Genomic DNA, 13792 nt, shown 5'->3' with positions numbered 1-13792 from the left:
GCTAGCCGATCAACACCGCGTACCGCGGTTTGATCACCTCGTCGATGATCGCCAGCCGCTCGTCGAAGGGGATGAAGGCGGACTTCATCGCGTTGATGGTGAACCGCTCCAGATCACTCCACCCATAACCGAAAGCCTCGATGAGCCTCGACATTTCGAGGCTCATCGTGGTGTCGCTCATCAGTCGGTTATCGGTGTTGACGGTAACCCGGAAGCGGGTGCGGGCCAGCAGATCGAACGGGTGCTCGGCGATGCTCTTGACGGCGCCGGTCTGCACGTTCGAGCTGGGGCACAGCTCCAGCGGAATTCGCTTGTCCCGCAGGATGGATGCCTGCTGACCCAGCCGGACGCGGCCGTCCTCGAGGACCTCGATGTCGTCGACGATGCGCACCCCGTGGCCGAGCCGGTCGGCACCGCAGAACGCGATCGCCTCGTGGATGGACGGTAGCCCGAACGCCTCACCGGCGTGAATGGTGAAGCGCGCGTTGTGGTCTCGCATGTACTCGAAGGCGTCCAGGTGGCGGGTCGGCGGGTTGCCGGCCTCGGCGCCGGCGATGTCGAATCCGACCACGCCCTTGTCCCGGAACCGGATTGCCAGCTCGGCGATCTCGCGGGACACCGCGGCGTGGCGCATCGCGGTGACCAGCAGCCGCACCTTGATCTGCCGGCCCGCGGCCGCGCTGGCCTTCTCGCCGGCGGCGAAACCCTCCAGCACGGCGTCGACGATCTCGTCGAAGGACAGCCCGCGGTCGATGTGCAGCTCGGGGGCGAAGCGCACCTCGGCGTAGACGACGGAGTCCTCGGCCAGGTCCTCCACGCATTCGTAGGCGACGCGGTACAGGGCATCGGGGGTCTGCATCACCGCCACGGTGTGCGAGAACGGTTCCAGGTAGCGCTCCAGCGAGCCGCTGTGCGACCGGGTGCGAAACCACTTCGCCAGCTCGTCGACGTCGGTGGCGGGCAGCCCGTCGTAGCCGGTCTGGCCGGCGATGTCGATCACGGTCGACGGCCGCAGGCCGCCGTCGAGGTGATCGTGCAGCAGGGCCTTGGGCGCCTTTTTGATCTGGTTCAGTTCGATCACTGGGCGATCCGATCGATGATCAGCGGCCGGGAAACCGGCGGCGTGTCCTCGACGCTGTAGCCACCGGCCAGCTCGGCCAGCGCGGCGTCGAAGCGTTCGGGGGTGTCGGTGTAGAGGGTGAACAGCGGCTCGCCGGCCGCGACGGGCTCCCGGGGGCGGCGGTGGATCCTGATTCCCGCGCCCAACTGCACCGGATGGCCCGGACGGGACCTGCCCGCGCCGAGCCGCCAACTTGCCAGACCCACTGCCATCGCGTCGATATCGCCCATTGTGCCGCCCCGGTGCGCGGTCACGGTCTCGGAACACGAACCGATCGGCAACGGTACCGACAAGTCGCCGCCCTGGGCCGCGACGAGCCGGCGAAAGCGGTCCATCGCGGTGCCGTCGCGCAGCGTGCGGGCGGGATCGCGGTCGCCGAGGCCGGCGAGGTCGAGCATCTCGGCGGCCAGCCGCAGCGTCAGCTCCACCACGTCGGGCGGCCCGCCGCCGGCCAGCACCTCCAGCGACTCGGCGACCTCGAGCGCGTTGCCGACCGTCGAGCCGAGCGGGCGGTTCATGTCCGTCAGCAGCGCGCGGGTGGGCACCCCGTGCGCCGCGCCCAGCTCGACCATCGTGTGCGCCAGCTCGCGGCTGGCCGCCTCCGAGCTCATCAGCGCCCCGGATCCGACCTTCACGTCGAGCACCAGCGCGCCCGCGCCCTCGGCCAGCTTCTTGCTCATCACCGAGCTGGCGATCAGCGGCAGTGACTCGACGGTGCCGGTGACGTCGCGCAGCGCGTAGAGCTTGGCGTCGGCCGGGGCCAGCTCGCCGGCGGCGAAGATCGCGGCGCCGACGTCGCGGAGCTGTTCTGCGATCCGCCGGGTAGACAGCTGGGCGGTGAACCCGGCGATGGATTCCAGCTTGTCCAGGGTGCCGCCGGTGTGCCCGAGCCCGCGTCCCGATGCCTGGGGCACGGCGGCCCCGCAGGCGGCGACGACGGGCACCAACGGCAGGGTGATCTTGTCCCCGACGCCGCCGGTGGAGTGCTTGTCGACGGTCGGGACGCCCAGGTCGCCGAAGTCCAGCCGCGCGCCCGAGGCCAGCATGGCCGCCGTCCACCTGGCGATCTCGCCGCGGTCCATGCCGCGCCACACGATCGCCATCAGCAGCGCCGACATCTGCTCGTCGGCGACGCGGCCGTGCGTGTACGCGTCGATCACCCAGTCGATGGCGGCGTCGGGCAGCCGCCCACCGTCGCGTTTGGTCCGGATCACCGTCGGCGCGTCGAAGGCTCCGTCAAATGCCCCGTCAAATGTGATGTCGCTCAAGGCAGTTCCCGCGGCAGGTCGGCGGTGAAGGCATCGGGCAACAACTCGCCGAGGCGGCGCGGCCCGGCAGGATGGTCGATCAGCAACTCCGGCCCGCCGTGCTCGAGCAGCAGCTGACGGCATCGCCCGCACGGCATCAGGGCGGCCCCCCGGGCGTCCACACACGCCAGCGCGACCAGCCGGCCGCCGCCGGTGGCGTGCAGGGCGCTCACCACCCCGCACTCGGCACAGAGACCAAGGCCATATGAGATGTTCTCCACATTGCACCCGGTGATCACGCGGCCGTCGTCGACCAGTGCGGCCGCGCCCACGGCGAACCGCGAGTAGGGTGCGTAAGCCCCCGTCGCGGCCCGGATCGCGTTGTCGCGCAGCGCTTTCCAATCGACATCAGGCATATCCACTCCGCTCGCCGACGGGCCGATACAAGACAGCCAGACTAACCCCGACACGACACTTCGCCCGGCGGCTGTACGGCCCGGCCTGCCAGCTGGCAGGGTTAGGCTGACTTGTCCGGCTAACTGTTCTATTAAGGCGGTGGGGACTTGGTGAGCACTGCCGCCGCGCGCAAGCGGCGACCACCCCGGACCCTGTATCGGGGCGACCCCGGCATGTGGGCGTGGGTGCTGCACCGCATCAGCGGCGCGACGATCTTCTTCTTCCTGTTCGTCCACGTGCTGGACGCCGCGATGCTGCGGGTGAGCCCGCAGACTTACAACGCGGTGGTCGGCGACTACAAGACCCCGATCGTCGGCCTGATGGAGTACGGCCTGATCGCCGCGGTGCTGTTCCACGGGCTGAACGGCATCCGGGTCATCCTGATCGACTTCTGGTCGCAGGGGCCCCGTTACCAGCGGCTGATGTTCCTGATCGTCATCGTCGTCTTTTTGCTGCTGATGGTGCCGGCCGGCGTGGTGACCGGCATCCACATCGCGGAGCACCTGCGATGAGCAGCCCGGACCTTCAGCTCGGGCGCGGCCAGACGGCGCCGGTCAAGCAGCGCTTCTACGACCGTCCCGCCAGCCTGGACAATCCCCGCTCCCCGCGGCGGCGCGCCGGCATCCCCAACTTCGAGAAGTTCGCGTGGCTATTCATGCGGTTCTCCGGGATCGCGCTGGTGTTCCTGGCCATCGGGCACCTGTTCATCATGCTGATGTGGGACGACGGCGTGTACCGCATCGACTTCAACTACGTGGCCCAGCGGTGGCATTCGCCGTTCTGGCAGATGTGGGACATGGCGCTGTTGTGGCTGGCGCAGCTGCACGGCGGCAACGGGCTGCGCACCATCATCGACGACTACAGCCGCAAGAACTCCACCCGGTTCTGGCTCAACAGCCTGCTGCTGTTGTCGATGGGGTTCACGTTGGTGCTGGGCACCTACGTGCTGGTGACATTCGACCCGAACATCTCCTGAAAGTCCTGAAAGGAGAGCCTTGATCCAGCAACACCGATACGACGTGGTGATCGTCGGCGCGGGCGGTGCCGGGATGCGCGCCGCCGTCGAGGCGGGGCCGCGGGTGCGGACCGCGGTGCTGACCAAGCTCTACCCGACCCGCAGCCACACCGGCGCCGCCCAGGGCGGCATGTGCGCGGCGCTGGCGAACGTGGAGGACGATAACTGGGAGTGGCACACGTTCGACACCGTCAAGGGCGGCGACTACCTCGCCGACCAGGACGCCGTGGAGATCATGTGCAAGGAAGCCATCGACGCGGTGCTCGACCTGGAGAAGATGGGGATGCCGTTCAACCGCACCCCCGAGGGCCGCATCGACCAGCGCCGCTTCGGCGGGCACACCCGCGACCACGGCAAGGCCCCGGTGCGCCGGGCCTGCTACGCCGCGGACCGCACCGGCCACATGATCCTGCAGACGCTGTACCAGAACTGCGTCAAGCACGACGTGCAGTTCTTCAACGAGTTCTACGCGCTGGACCTGGTGCTCACCCAGACGCCGACCGGGCCGGTGGCCACCGGCGTGGTCGCCTACGAGCTCGCGACGGGCGAGATCCACGTCTTCCACGCCAAGGCCGTCGTCATCGCCACCGGCGGGTCGGGCCGCATGTACAAGACGACCTCCAACGCGCACACGCTTACCGGCGACGGCATCGGCATCGTCTTCCGCAAGGGACTTCCCTTGGAGGACATGGAGTTTCACCAGTTCCACCCGACCGGGCTGGCCGGGCTGGGGATCCTGATCTCCGAGGCCGTGCGCGGCGAGGGCGGCCGGCTGCTCAACGGCGAGGGCGAGCGCTTCATGGAGCGCTACGCGCCGACGATCGTCGACCTGGCGCCGCGCGACATCGTCGCGCGCTCGATGGTGCTGGAGGTCCTGGAGGGCCGCGGCGCCGGCCCGCACAAGGACTACGTGTACATCGACGTCCGCCACCTCGGGGAGGACGTGCTGGAGTCCAAGCTGCCCGACATCACCGAGTTCGCCCGGACCTATCTGGGCGTGGACCCGGTGCACGAGCTGGTGCCGGTCTACCCGACCTGTCACTACGTGATGGGCGGCATCCCGACGACCGTCACGGGACAGGTGTTGCGGGACAACACCTCCACGGTCCCGGGGCTGTACGCGGCCGGTGAGTGCGCGTGCGTGTCGGTGCACGGCGCCAACCGGCTGGGCACCAATTCGCTGCTCGACATCAACGTCTTCGGCCGCCGGGCCGGCATCGCCGCCGTGAACTACGCGCGGGGGCACGACTTCGTCGACATGCCGCCGGAGCCGGAGGCGATGGTCGTCGGGTGGGTGGCCGACATCCTCTCCGAGCACGGCAACGAGCGCGTCGCCGACATCCGCGGCGCGCTGCAGCAGTCGATGGACAACAACGCTGCGGTGTTCCGCACCGAGGAGACGCTCAAGCAGGCGCTCACCGATATCCACGCGCTGAAGGAGCGCTACTCACGAATAACCGTGCACGACAAGGGAAAGCGCTACAACAGCGACCTGCTGGAGGCCATCGAGCTCGGCTTCCTGCTGGAGCTGGCCGAGGTCACCGTGGTCGGCGCGCTGAATCGCAAGGAGTCCCGCGGCGGCCACGCCCGCGAGGACTACCCGAACCGAGACGACGTCAACTACATGCGCCACACCATGGCCTACAAACAGGGCACCGACCTGCTGAGCGACATCGCGCTGGACTTCAAGCCCGTGGTGCAGACCCGCTACGAACCCAAGGAACGGAAGTACTGATGACGGCCGAAACAGAGGTCGAGACTTTGGAGCCGCCCCTGCCGCCGGTTCCCGAGGGCGCGGTGATGGTGACCGTGAAGATCGCCCGGTTCAACCCCGACCAGCCCGATGCCTTCGCGAAAACCGGCGGCTGGCAAAGCTTTCGGGTGCCCTGCCTGCCCAGCGACCGGATGCTCAACCTGCTGATCTACATCAAGAGCTACCTCGACGGCACACTGACCTTCCGGCGGTCCTGCGCGCACGGCGTGTGCGGCTCCGACGCCATGCGCATCAACGGCGTCAACCGGCTGGCCTGCAAGGTGCTGATGCGCGACCTGCTGCCCGACAAACCGGGGAAATCCCTGACCATCACGGTCGAACCGATCCGCGGGCTGCCGGTGGAGAAGGACCTCGTCGTCGACATGGAGCCGTTCTTCGACGCCTACCGTGCCGTGAAGCCGTACCTGATCACCACCGGCAACCCCCCGACGCGGGAACGCATCCAGAGCCCGACCGACCGCGCCCGCTACGACGACACCACCAAGTGCATCCTGTGCGCGTGCTGCACCACCAGCTGCCCGGTGTTCTGGCACGAGGGCAGCTACTACGGCCCGGCGGCGATCGTCAACGCGCACCGCTTCATCTTCGACAGCCGCGACGAGGCCGCCGCCGAGCGCCTCGACATCCTCAACGAGGTCGACGGCGTGTGGCGCTGCCGGACCACGTTCAACTGCACCGAATCCTGCCCACGGGGCATCGAGGTGACCAAGGCGATCCAGGAGGTCAAGCGCGCGACCATGTTCTCGCGCTAGACCCCCCGGGCGCCACGGGTCAGGGCTTGTCTTCGCCGCGGCCGGTCCCGGCCACGTGCGCCGGCCCGACGCGGTCGTCGTCGCGGTCGGATTCCGGCATCTGTGCGGCGGGTTGCTCGTCCGCCGGCGACTGCGTCGCGCCGCCGGGCGTATCCGACGGGCTGGCCGACTTGTAATCCGGATTCGCCGTTGGGCCCGCCGCGCCGCCCGCGCCCTGGGCGTCGACCGCGGCGCCCTGTTGACGTCCCTCGTACGGCGGGACGGCACTCCCCGTGTCTTGCGGAGGCAACTCCCCGGTGCCGCTGTAGGTGTCCGACGCGCTCGGATCGCTCATCGGCGGGTTGGCGTCCTCGTCTACAGTTCCGACCGGACGGTCCCCGGTGCCATGCTCCGGGGTATCCGAACCGGTGTCGCGCGCGCCGCTGCCCAATTCGGGATCGTCGAAGTGCTCCAGGCGCGTGTTTTCTGATTCCTGATCATTTTGAGAGGTCATCACTGTCTCCTCACCCTCTCGAACCCTGCCGCACCGGTTGGCCGGCGGGGTCGAGATCGGGTACCCGGACCTCTTAGTGGGAAACCACTTCGACCTCGGGGAGTGAGCAGCCGGCGGCTCAGCAGAGCTCGTGGTGATGACTTCGGTTGCCGCCCAACCGTTTAGCCCGATACATCGCGGCGTCCGAGGCGCTGATCAACTCCTTCAGCAGCGCTTGTGGGTCGGCCGCGGCGTCGTCCAGGCGGGCGCAGGCGGTGCCGATGCTCGCGGTGACCCCCGCGGTCGAGGCCGAGATGGCCCGGCACATCCGCGCGGCCAACGACTCGGCGTTGCAGCCCGCGGACGTCCCGGCCAACAGAAATTCCTCTCCGCCGCTGCGCGCCACCACCGCCTGGTCGTCGGCAGCGGCCAGCAGCGCCTGGGCGACCTGGACCAGCGCATGGTCCCCCGCGGCGTGGCCGGACCTGTCGTTGAGGGCCTTGAAGTGGTCGAGGTCGATCAGCATGACCACGAGGTGGGAGTCGATGCCCCGGCGGGCCAGCATCATCCCCAGCGCCTCGTGCGCGAACGCGCGCCTGTTGAGCAGGCCCGTCAGCGGATCGCGGTCGGCGCGCAGCAGATCGCCCGCCAGGGCGCGGACCAGGATCAGAATGGCCAGCGGCAGGGCGATGTTCACCTCGATCACCAGCCACAAATCCACCCCCGCGAGGCTGGGGTGTCCCAACCTGGCCAGCGACAGCGCCTCCCAGGAGCCCACGGCGGCGGCCACCGCGAAGTTGTACAGCACGAATCCCGTGGCGTGAAAGAACGCCATGTAGGCGCCAAAGGTCGCGAAGGCGACGCACCCGATCAGCGCGGCCAGCGGGTTCGGGTGGGCGAGGCACGCGAGGGCGACGGCCGTATTGCAGGTGATGGCGAAAATGAGTGACTGCGTGCGCGTGGGCCAGCGGCTTATCCACAGCACCACCCCCGCCACCCCGCCGCCGACGGCGGCCCACATCATCGCCACCGGGACCGCTCCGTGCGGACCGTCCGGGCCGGCCAGCAGCGCGAGCAGGCACAACACCATCGACGCCGAAATGAATGCCAGCACGGCCCGGGTGGCACCGCTGATGCCCCGCGACGCAAGGTAACCGGAGAGCCAGTCGTACTGGTCGGCCCGCCACCACCGGCTAAACAGCGCGGTCATCGTCAACTTCCAATCGCTACCACCCGGTCGAGACAGTAGCCGCATACCGCAGGTATGTGTCACACTTTCGCACCCCATCCCGTCTGAGGGGTATGACACAGAAAACCCGCATCGAGCCCCTGCCACCCGACCGCGCCGGGCTGCTGACCCGCGCCATGTACCGGGTGGCCAAGCGCCGCTACGGTCAGGTTCCCGAGCCGTTCGCCGTGTCCGCGCATCACCGCAAGCTGATGATCGCCGGCGCCGTGCACGAAACGATGGTCGACCGGGCGTCCAAGACGCTTCCGATCAGCGTGCGCGAGCTGGCGGTGTACTGGACCGCGCGCCAGATCGGCTGCTCGTGGTGCGTCGACTTCGGCTCCATGCTGCAGCGCCTGGACGGCCTCGACATGGAGCGCCTCAGGGAGATCGACAATTACGCCACCTCACCGGCATTCAGCGACGACGAACGCGCGGCCATCGCCTACGCCGACGCAATGACGGCCGACCCGCACACCGTCACCGACGAGCAGGTCGCCGACCTGCGCGCCCGCTTCGGCGACGCCGGCGTGTTCGAGCTGACCTACCAGATCGGCTTGGAGAACATGCGGGCGCGGGTGAACTCCGCGCTGGGCATCACCGAGCAGGGCTTCAATTCCGGTGGCGCGTGCCGCATCCCATGGATTACGGATTCCGACGAGGCTCCGGCGCAGCGCTAGAGTGGCGGCATGCGCGTCTGGGACTTGGGCCCGGGTCGGCTCATGGTGGCCGGCGCATTCTCCGATCTCGCGCCGCACCACCACCCCGCGGTCCAGGTCACGGTCGGCACCGAGGGTCCGTTGACAGTTGCCCGCGCGGGCGACCGGCGCGACGTCTGCCGGCTGGTCGTCGTCGGCAGCGGTGTCCGGCATGCGGTGCGCTCCGAGGCGAAATCCCGGGCGTTGACGCTGTACTTCGGGCTGCAGACGCCGCAGGGCGTCGCGCTGAATGCGGCGGCGCGCCACGGTGTCTGGGTCGCCGAGCACGGACGATCGCTGGCCGAGGCGACGGCCGTGTCGCTGGACGGGGACGGCCCGCACGCCGCGGCGGATTTCCTGGTCGCCCGGCTGTGCGGACGGCAAGACGGGCCGCGGTCCGTGCACCCGCAGTTGCGGCAGGCGATCGAGGTCGTGTCGAGCCGGGTGCCGGACCACATTGACGTGGCATCGGTCGCGGATGCCGTTGCGCTGTCACCGGATTACCTCGGGCGCCTGTGCCGGCAACAGACCGGCGTGTCGATGTCGGCGACGATCCGCTGGGCGCGGCTGATGACCGCCATGGGCCACCTCATCGAGGGACGCTCCGTCACCGACGCCGCCCACCTGGCCGGGTTCGCCGACGGCTCGCACGCCAACAGAGTGTGCTGGGAGATGACCGGTTCGGCCCCACACGAGCTCGCGCGGGCGGTTCGCGAATCCGTTTGACGGATCCGTACAAGCGTTCCCGTCGCGGGTGACCCACGCTTGGGACATGCCCGCGATGTCAGCATTCGAACGCGCCTTCTGCTGCGGCGCCGTCGGTCGTTCCGGCAGCCCGCTGATGGCGCGTCAGCTGCACGCCCAGCGACTGGGCCGCGACGTGCTGGAGATCGGATCCGGGGCCGGATCCGTTGCCCGAAAAGCCCTCTCGAAGAACACCGAACTTGCCTGGGTCGCAATGGACATCGACCCGCACATGACGCGGGCCGCCGCCGCACGGCTGCGGGAATTCCCCAACGCGTCGACGCGGACGGCCGACGCCACCGCGATGCCCTTCCCCGACGAGTCCTTCGACTCCGTCGTCAGCTGCCTGATGCTGCATCACATCATCGACTGGGAACGCGCGGTCGCCGAGGTGGCCCGGGTATTGCGGCCGGGAGGGGCCTTCGTCGGCTACGACCTGGTGCGCACCCCACTGGCCGGCCTGTTTCACCGGTTGGACGGCTCCCCGCATCGGCTGATCGTGCCGCACGACTTCCGGGTCGAATGCGAAAAGAACGGGCTCGCCGTCGCATTGCGGTCTGGGCTGCTCGGCCACGTCATGCGGTTCTCGGCTAGCAAGGAGGAAACACCATGGCATCGTTAGGCATTCGCGCTGCCGTGGTCCGGGCCATCTTCGCGTTGCCCACGCCAGTCCGCAGGCTGCTGGCGGGACCACCGGTGCGCATCGACGGGCAGGAGATGGCGCTCGACGCGCAGCTGATGCTTCGCCTCAAAAACTCGTCGGGCTCCGACGTTTTCACCGATCCCGTCGAGCAGGCCCGCGCGCGGTATGACGAACTGCCCCGGCTCATGAGTTACCAATCACCCCTGCCCATCCCGACGCGGGAGATCGCCATCCCCGCCGAGCACGGCAACATCCCGGCCACCCTTTACACCCCCGCGGGCCTGCCCGAGCCGTCGGAGCTGCTGGTGTATTTCCACGGCGGCGGCTTCTCGGTCGGCTCGCGAATAAGCCACGACCCCGTCGCCCGCTACCTGGCATGCCACGCCGGCGTGCGCGTGCTGTCGGTCGAATACCGGCGCGCACCCGAGCACCCGTTCCCCGCCGCCGTGGCGGACGCGATCGCCGCGTTCGAACACGCGCACCGCCACGCCGCCGACCTGGGTGCGGACCCCGGCCGCGTCGCGGTCGGGGGCGACAGCGCCGGCGGCAACCTGGCGGCCGTGACCGCGCAACAGGCGGTGCGACGCGGCGGCCCCATCCCGGCGTTCCAGCTGCTGATGTATCCCCCGACGGACCTAGCCGGCCGCCGGCCCTCGCACGACCTGTTCGCCGGCGGCTCTACCTTCACCGACCGGAACCTGCGGTGGGCGCTGGCCAATTACATTCCGGCGCAGACCGATCCGCGCGACCCGCGGCTGTCACCGCTGCACGGCGACGCCACCGGCCTGCCGCCCGCCTACATCGCAGCGGCGGGTTTCGATCCGATCCGCGACGACGCGGTCGCCTACGCGGACAAGCTGCGGGCCGCCGGCGTCCCGGTCGCGCTCAGCCGGCAGCCGGATCTGCCGCACGCGTACCTCAACTTCGTCGGCCTGGGCGGCCGGTTCGCCGAGGCCGCCGCCGAAGCCGCCGGGGCGCTGCGCCTGGGCCTCGCCGTGGCCTCAGGACCGACCGGCCAGGGGCGAGCCGGTGAACTTGTCGGGGTTGGCGATATCCCATAGCGCGCAGACCTTTCCGTCGCGCACCGTCATCGCCAGGATCCGCGGCCGCATCTCCCAGTGCCCGTCGTCGCCGGGGCTCCCCGCGGTGTAGGCGCCCAGCTCGCCGTTGACCAGCGCCAGCTGATTCGCCGTGAAGAAAGCGTCGCCGTAGCGGCGGGCCAGGCCGAAGATGAACCGGGCCACCTTGTCCGATCCCTGAATGACGTGAACGGCGGTGGGCGCCTTGCCATTCGAATCGCCGGTGAACGTCACGCCCGGATGCAGCAGCGAGACGACCGCCTCCAGGTCGCCGGCGGCGATGGCGGCCATCAGCCGGCCGACCACCTCGTTGTGCGCGGGATCGGGCGCCCCGGATATCGGAGCCGGTTCCGCCGCGACGGCTTTGCGGGCCCGTGACGCCAGCTGGCGCGCGGCGGCCTCGCTGGTGCCCAGCACCTCGGCCACTTCCGCGAAGGGCACGGCGAACCCGTCGTGCAGCACGAACGCGACCCGCTGATCGGGCGACAAGCGCTCCAGCACGACCATCGCCGCGAACCGGGCGTCCTCGCCTGCCACCACCGCGGACAACGGGTCCGCCCCGTCAAAGCCGGTGACCACCGGCTCGGGCAGCCAGTTGCCGGTGTAGGTCTCGCGGCGGTGCGCGGCCGACCGCAACCGGTCCAGGCCGAGCCGGCTCACCACGGTGGTCAGCCAGGCCCGCAGGTCGTTGATCTCGCTGTCGTGCTTGTCCCAGCGCAGCCAGGCGTCCTGGACGATGTCCTCGGCGTCGGCCACCGTGCCGGTCAGCCGGTAGGCGACAGACATGAGATGCGGTCGCAGCGCCTCGAACTCGCCAACCTGCTGCGCCGCGGTCATATCGCGAGGCTACGCTCGCGGACGAGATGACTGACAACCTGTGGCTGCACTTCGCCCGGCACGGTCCCGGCATCGCACCGCCGATCATCACCCGCGGCGAGGGCGTCAGGATCTTCGACGACCGCGGCAAGGGCTACCTCGACGCGCTGTCCGGACTTTTCACGGTCCAGGTCGGCCACGGGCGCGCCGAACTCGCCGAGGTCGCCGCCCGGCAGGCGAGCACGCTGGCGTACTTCCCGCTGTGGGGCTACGCCACCCCGCCCGCGGTCGAGCTCGCCGAGCGCCTCGCGCGCTACGCCCCGGGCGACCTGAACCGGATCTTCTTCACCACCGGCGGCACCGAGGCCGTCGAGACCGCCTGGAAGGTGGCCAAGCAGTACTTCAAGCTGACCGGCAAACCCGGTAAGCACAAGGTGATTTCGCGGGCGGTCGCCTACCACGGCACCACCCAGGGCGCGCTGGCGATCACCGGACTGCCGAAGTACAAGGCGCCGTTCGAACCGGTAACCCCGGGCGGCTTCCGGGTGCCGAACACGAACTTCTACCGCGCGCCCGAGCCGTTTGCCAACGACCCCAAGGCGTTCGGGCGCTGGGCCGCCGACCGGATCGCCGAGGCGATCGAATTCGAGGGACCCCAGACCGTCGCCGCGGTGTTTCTGGAGCCGGTGCAGAACGCGGGCGGCTCGATCCCGCCTCCCCCAGGCTATTTCGAGCGGGTGCGCGAGATCTGCGACGCCTACGACGTGCTCCTGGTCTCCGACGAGGTGATCTGCGCCTTCGGCCGGATCGGGTCGATGTTCGCCTGTTCATCAGACATCGGAGACTTCGGCTACGTGCCCGACATGATCACCTGCGCCAAGGGGCTGACGTCCGGCTACTCGCCGCTGGGCGCGATGATCGCCAGCGAGCGGTTGTTCGAGCCGTTCGACGACGCCAAAACCATGTTCCCGCACGGCTATACGTTCGGCGGGCACCCGGTATCGGCGGCGGTGGCGCTGGCCAACCTCGACATCTTCGAGCGCGAGGGCCTGGGCGAACGCGTCAAACAGAACGCGCCCAGCTTCCGCGCCACCCTGGAGAAGCTCTACGACCTGCCCATCGTCGGCGACGTGCGCGGCGAGGGGTACTTCTACAGCGTCGAACTGGTCAAGGACAGGGCCACCAAGCAGACCTTCACCGACGACGAACGCGGGGCGCTGCTGCCCCGGGTGTCCGCGGCGCTGTTCGAGGCCGGGATGTACTGCCGCACCGACGACCGCGGCGATTCGGTGATTTTGCTGGCGCCGCCGTTGATCAGCGGCCAACCCGAGTTCGACACCATCGAGGCCACCCTGCGCGGCGTGCTCAGCGAGGAGTCGGGCCGGCTGTAGCGAGGACCCGCTTGACCTCGTACGCGGCCAGCAGCACCTCGCGGGAATGGGCCGTGGTCGGGTCGCTGCCCAGCCGGGTCTGCGCGTTGCACAGCCAGGTCAGCGCGGACTTCAGGTCGGCGCCCTCCGCGCTGTCGCGATGCGACTTCAGCTCTTCCAGGATTCGCTCGTGCCCGGAACTGCGAACCTGGGTGCCCTTCTCGACCTGCTTGAGCAGTTGCTCCAGCGACCGCGGGCCATCGCCGTCGCGCCGCCATTTCGACCAAAACCCGTTGCTTTGAATGGTGTCAGCGTACTGGGCCGCCGCCGCACCCCCGCACGCGGGCGGCTTTGTAACATCCGCCCCATCAGTCACAG

15 protein-coding genes and 1 pseudogene are annotated in these 13792 nt (G+C 69.3%); 9 read left to right on the top strand and 7 right to left on the bottom strand.

Annotation, left to right across the window (positions count from 1 at the left end):
* Position 1 precedes the first annotated feature (1 nt).
* The 3 genes from AWB92_RS13810 to AWB92_RS13800 are packed head-to-tail and all read right to left on the bottom strand — an operon-like array spanning position 2 to position 2783.
* The gene (locus AWB92_RS13810) at positions 2–1081 is read right to left on the bottom strand and encodes an adenosine deaminase (RefSeq protein WP_085186385.1); all 1080 of its coding nucleotides are present in this window, start codon (positions 1079–1081) and stop codon (positions 2–4) included.
* Positions 1078–2379 (bottom strand): thymidine phosphorylase, encoded by a 1302-nt coding sequence (locus AWB92_RS13805; protein WP_085186420.1) that lies wholly within the window; start codon positions 2377–2379, stop codon positions 1078–1080. Before AWB92_RS13805 ends, AWB92_RS13810 begins: the two co-directional genes overlap by 4 nt.
* Positions 2380–2384: 5 nt before the next feature.
* On the bottom strand, positions 2385–2783 hold the full coding sequence (locus AWB92_RS13800) for a cytidine deaminase (RefSeq protein WP_085186383.1): 399 nt from the start codon (positions 2781–2783) through the stop codon (positions 2385–2387).
* A 213-nt stretch (positions 2784–2996) separates the two neighbouring features.
* Between AWB92_RS13800 and sdhC the strand changes: the two genes are divergently transcribed.
* The 4 genes from sdhC to AWB92_RS13780 are packed head-to-tail and all read left to right on the top strand — an operon-like array spanning position 2997 to position 6364.
* Positions 2997–3335, top strand: coding sequence for a succinate dehydrogenase, cytochrome b556 subunit (sdhC, locus tag AWB92_RS13795; RefSeq protein WP_068106765.1), 339 nt, complete (start codon positions 2997–2999; stop codon positions 3333–3335).
* Positions 3332–3799, top strand: a complete 468-nt coding sequence (locus AWB92_RS13790; protein WP_068106762.1) for a succinate dehydrogenase hydrophobic membrane anchor subunit — start codon at positions 3332–3334, stop codon at positions 3797–3799. The genes sdhC and AWB92_RS13790 overlap by 4 nt, the downstream gene beginning before the upstream one ends.
* 19 nt (positions 3800–3818) lie before the next feature.
* Complete coding sequence (gene sdhA / locus AWB92_RS13785; RefSeq protein ID WP_085186381.1) at positions 3819–5573, top strand: succinate dehydrogenase flavoprotein subunit; 1755 nt, start codon at positions 3819–3821, stop codon at positions 5571–5573.
* The gene (locus tag AWB92_RS13780) at positions 5573–6364 is read left to right on the top strand and encodes a succinate dehydrogenase iron-sulfur subunit (protein ID WP_068106758.1); all 792 of its coding nucleotides are present in this window, start codon (positions 5573–5575) and stop codon (positions 6362–6364) included. The genes sdhA and AWB92_RS13780 overlap by 1 nt, the downstream gene beginning before the upstream one ends.
* Positions 6365–6383: 19 nt before the next feature.
* Here AWB92_RS13780 and AWB92_RS13775 read toward each other — a convergent pair whose 3' ends face one another.
* Both AWB92_RS13775 and AWB92_RS13770 read right to left on the bottom strand, forming a co-directional pair.
* Positions 6384–6857, bottom strand: a complete 474-nt coding sequence (locus AWB92_RS13775; RefSeq protein ID WP_241523450.1) for a hypothetical protein — start codon at positions 6855–6857, stop codon at positions 6384–6386.
* A 118-nt stretch (positions 6858–6975) separates the two neighbouring features.
* Positions 6976–8046 carry a GGDEF domain-containing protein gene (locus AWB92_RS13770; RefSeq protein WP_068186193.1) on the bottom strand — a complete coding sequence of 357 codons (1071 nt, stop codon included), beginning with the start codon at positions 8044–8046 and terminating at the stop codon, positions 6976–6978.
* A 92-nt stretch (positions 8047–8138) separates the two neighbouring features.
* Between AWB92_RS13770 and AWB92_RS13765 the strand changes: the two are divergent.
* From AWB92_RS13765 to AWB92_RS13750, 4 genes and pseudogenes are all read left to right on the top strand, one after another.
* Positions 8139–8744 (top strand): annotated as a pseudogene (locus tag AWB92_RS13765) (carboxymuconolactone decarboxylase family protein); the annotation flags it as partial.
* 9 nt (positions 8745–8753) lie between these two features.
* Positions 8754–9488 (top strand): helix-turn-helix transcriptional regulator, encoded by a 735-nt coding sequence (locus AWB92_RS13760; protein ID WP_085186378.1) that lies wholly within the window; start codon positions 8754–8756, stop codon positions 9486–9488.
* A 46-nt stretch (positions 9489–9534) separates the two neighbouring features.
* Entirely contained in the window at positions 9535–10128 is a 594-nt protein-coding gene (locus AWB92_RS13755; protein WP_085186415.1) for a class I SAM-dependent methyltransferase, read from the top strand.
* On the top strand, positions 10116–11210 hold the full coding sequence (locus tag AWB92_RS13750; protein ID WP_085186376.1) for an alpha/beta hydrolase: 1095 nt from the start codon (positions 10116–10118) through the stop codon (positions 11208–11210). The genes AWB92_RS13755 and AWB92_RS13750 overlap by 13 nt, the downstream gene beginning before the upstream one ends.
* On the opposite strand, the gene AWB92_RS13745 is transcribed toward AWB92_RS13750, so the two are convergent.
* Positions 11151–12065, bottom strand: coding sequence for a sigma-70 family RNA polymerase sigma factor (locus tag AWB92_RS13745; protein ID WP_085186374.1), 915 nt, complete (start codon positions 12063–12065; stop codon positions 11151–11153). The two genes, AWB92_RS13750 and AWB92_RS13745, sit on opposite strands and share 60 nt — an antisense overlap.
* A gap of 26 nt (positions 12066–12091) precedes the next feature.
* Between AWB92_RS13745 and AWB92_RS13740 the strand changes: the two genes are divergently transcribed.
* Positions 12092–13435: an aspartate aminotransferase family protein gene (locus tag AWB92_RS13740; protein ID WP_085186372.1), complete on the top strand. Its 1344-nt coding sequence runs from the start codon at positions 12092–12094 to the stop codon at positions 13433–13435.
* On the opposite strand, the gene AWB92_RS13735 is transcribed toward AWB92_RS13740, so the two are convergent.
* Entirely contained in the window at positions 13410–13661 is a 252-nt protein-coding gene (locus AWB92_RS13735; RefSeq protein WP_068106779.1) for a hypothetical protein, read from the bottom strand. The two genes, AWB92_RS13740 and AWB92_RS13735, sit on opposite strands and share 26 nt — an antisense overlap.
* Positions 13662–13792: the final 131 nt, after the last annotated feature.

Origin of the sequence: Mycobacterium sp. IEC1808, from assembly GCF_002101935.1 — a bacterium.
GTDB lineage: Bacteria > Actinomycetota > Actinomycetes > Mycobacteriales > Mycobacteriaceae > Mycobacterium.
The sequence above is the reverse complement of the archived record's forward strand: the minus strand, read 5'-3'. Positions and strand labels throughout refer to the sequence as shown.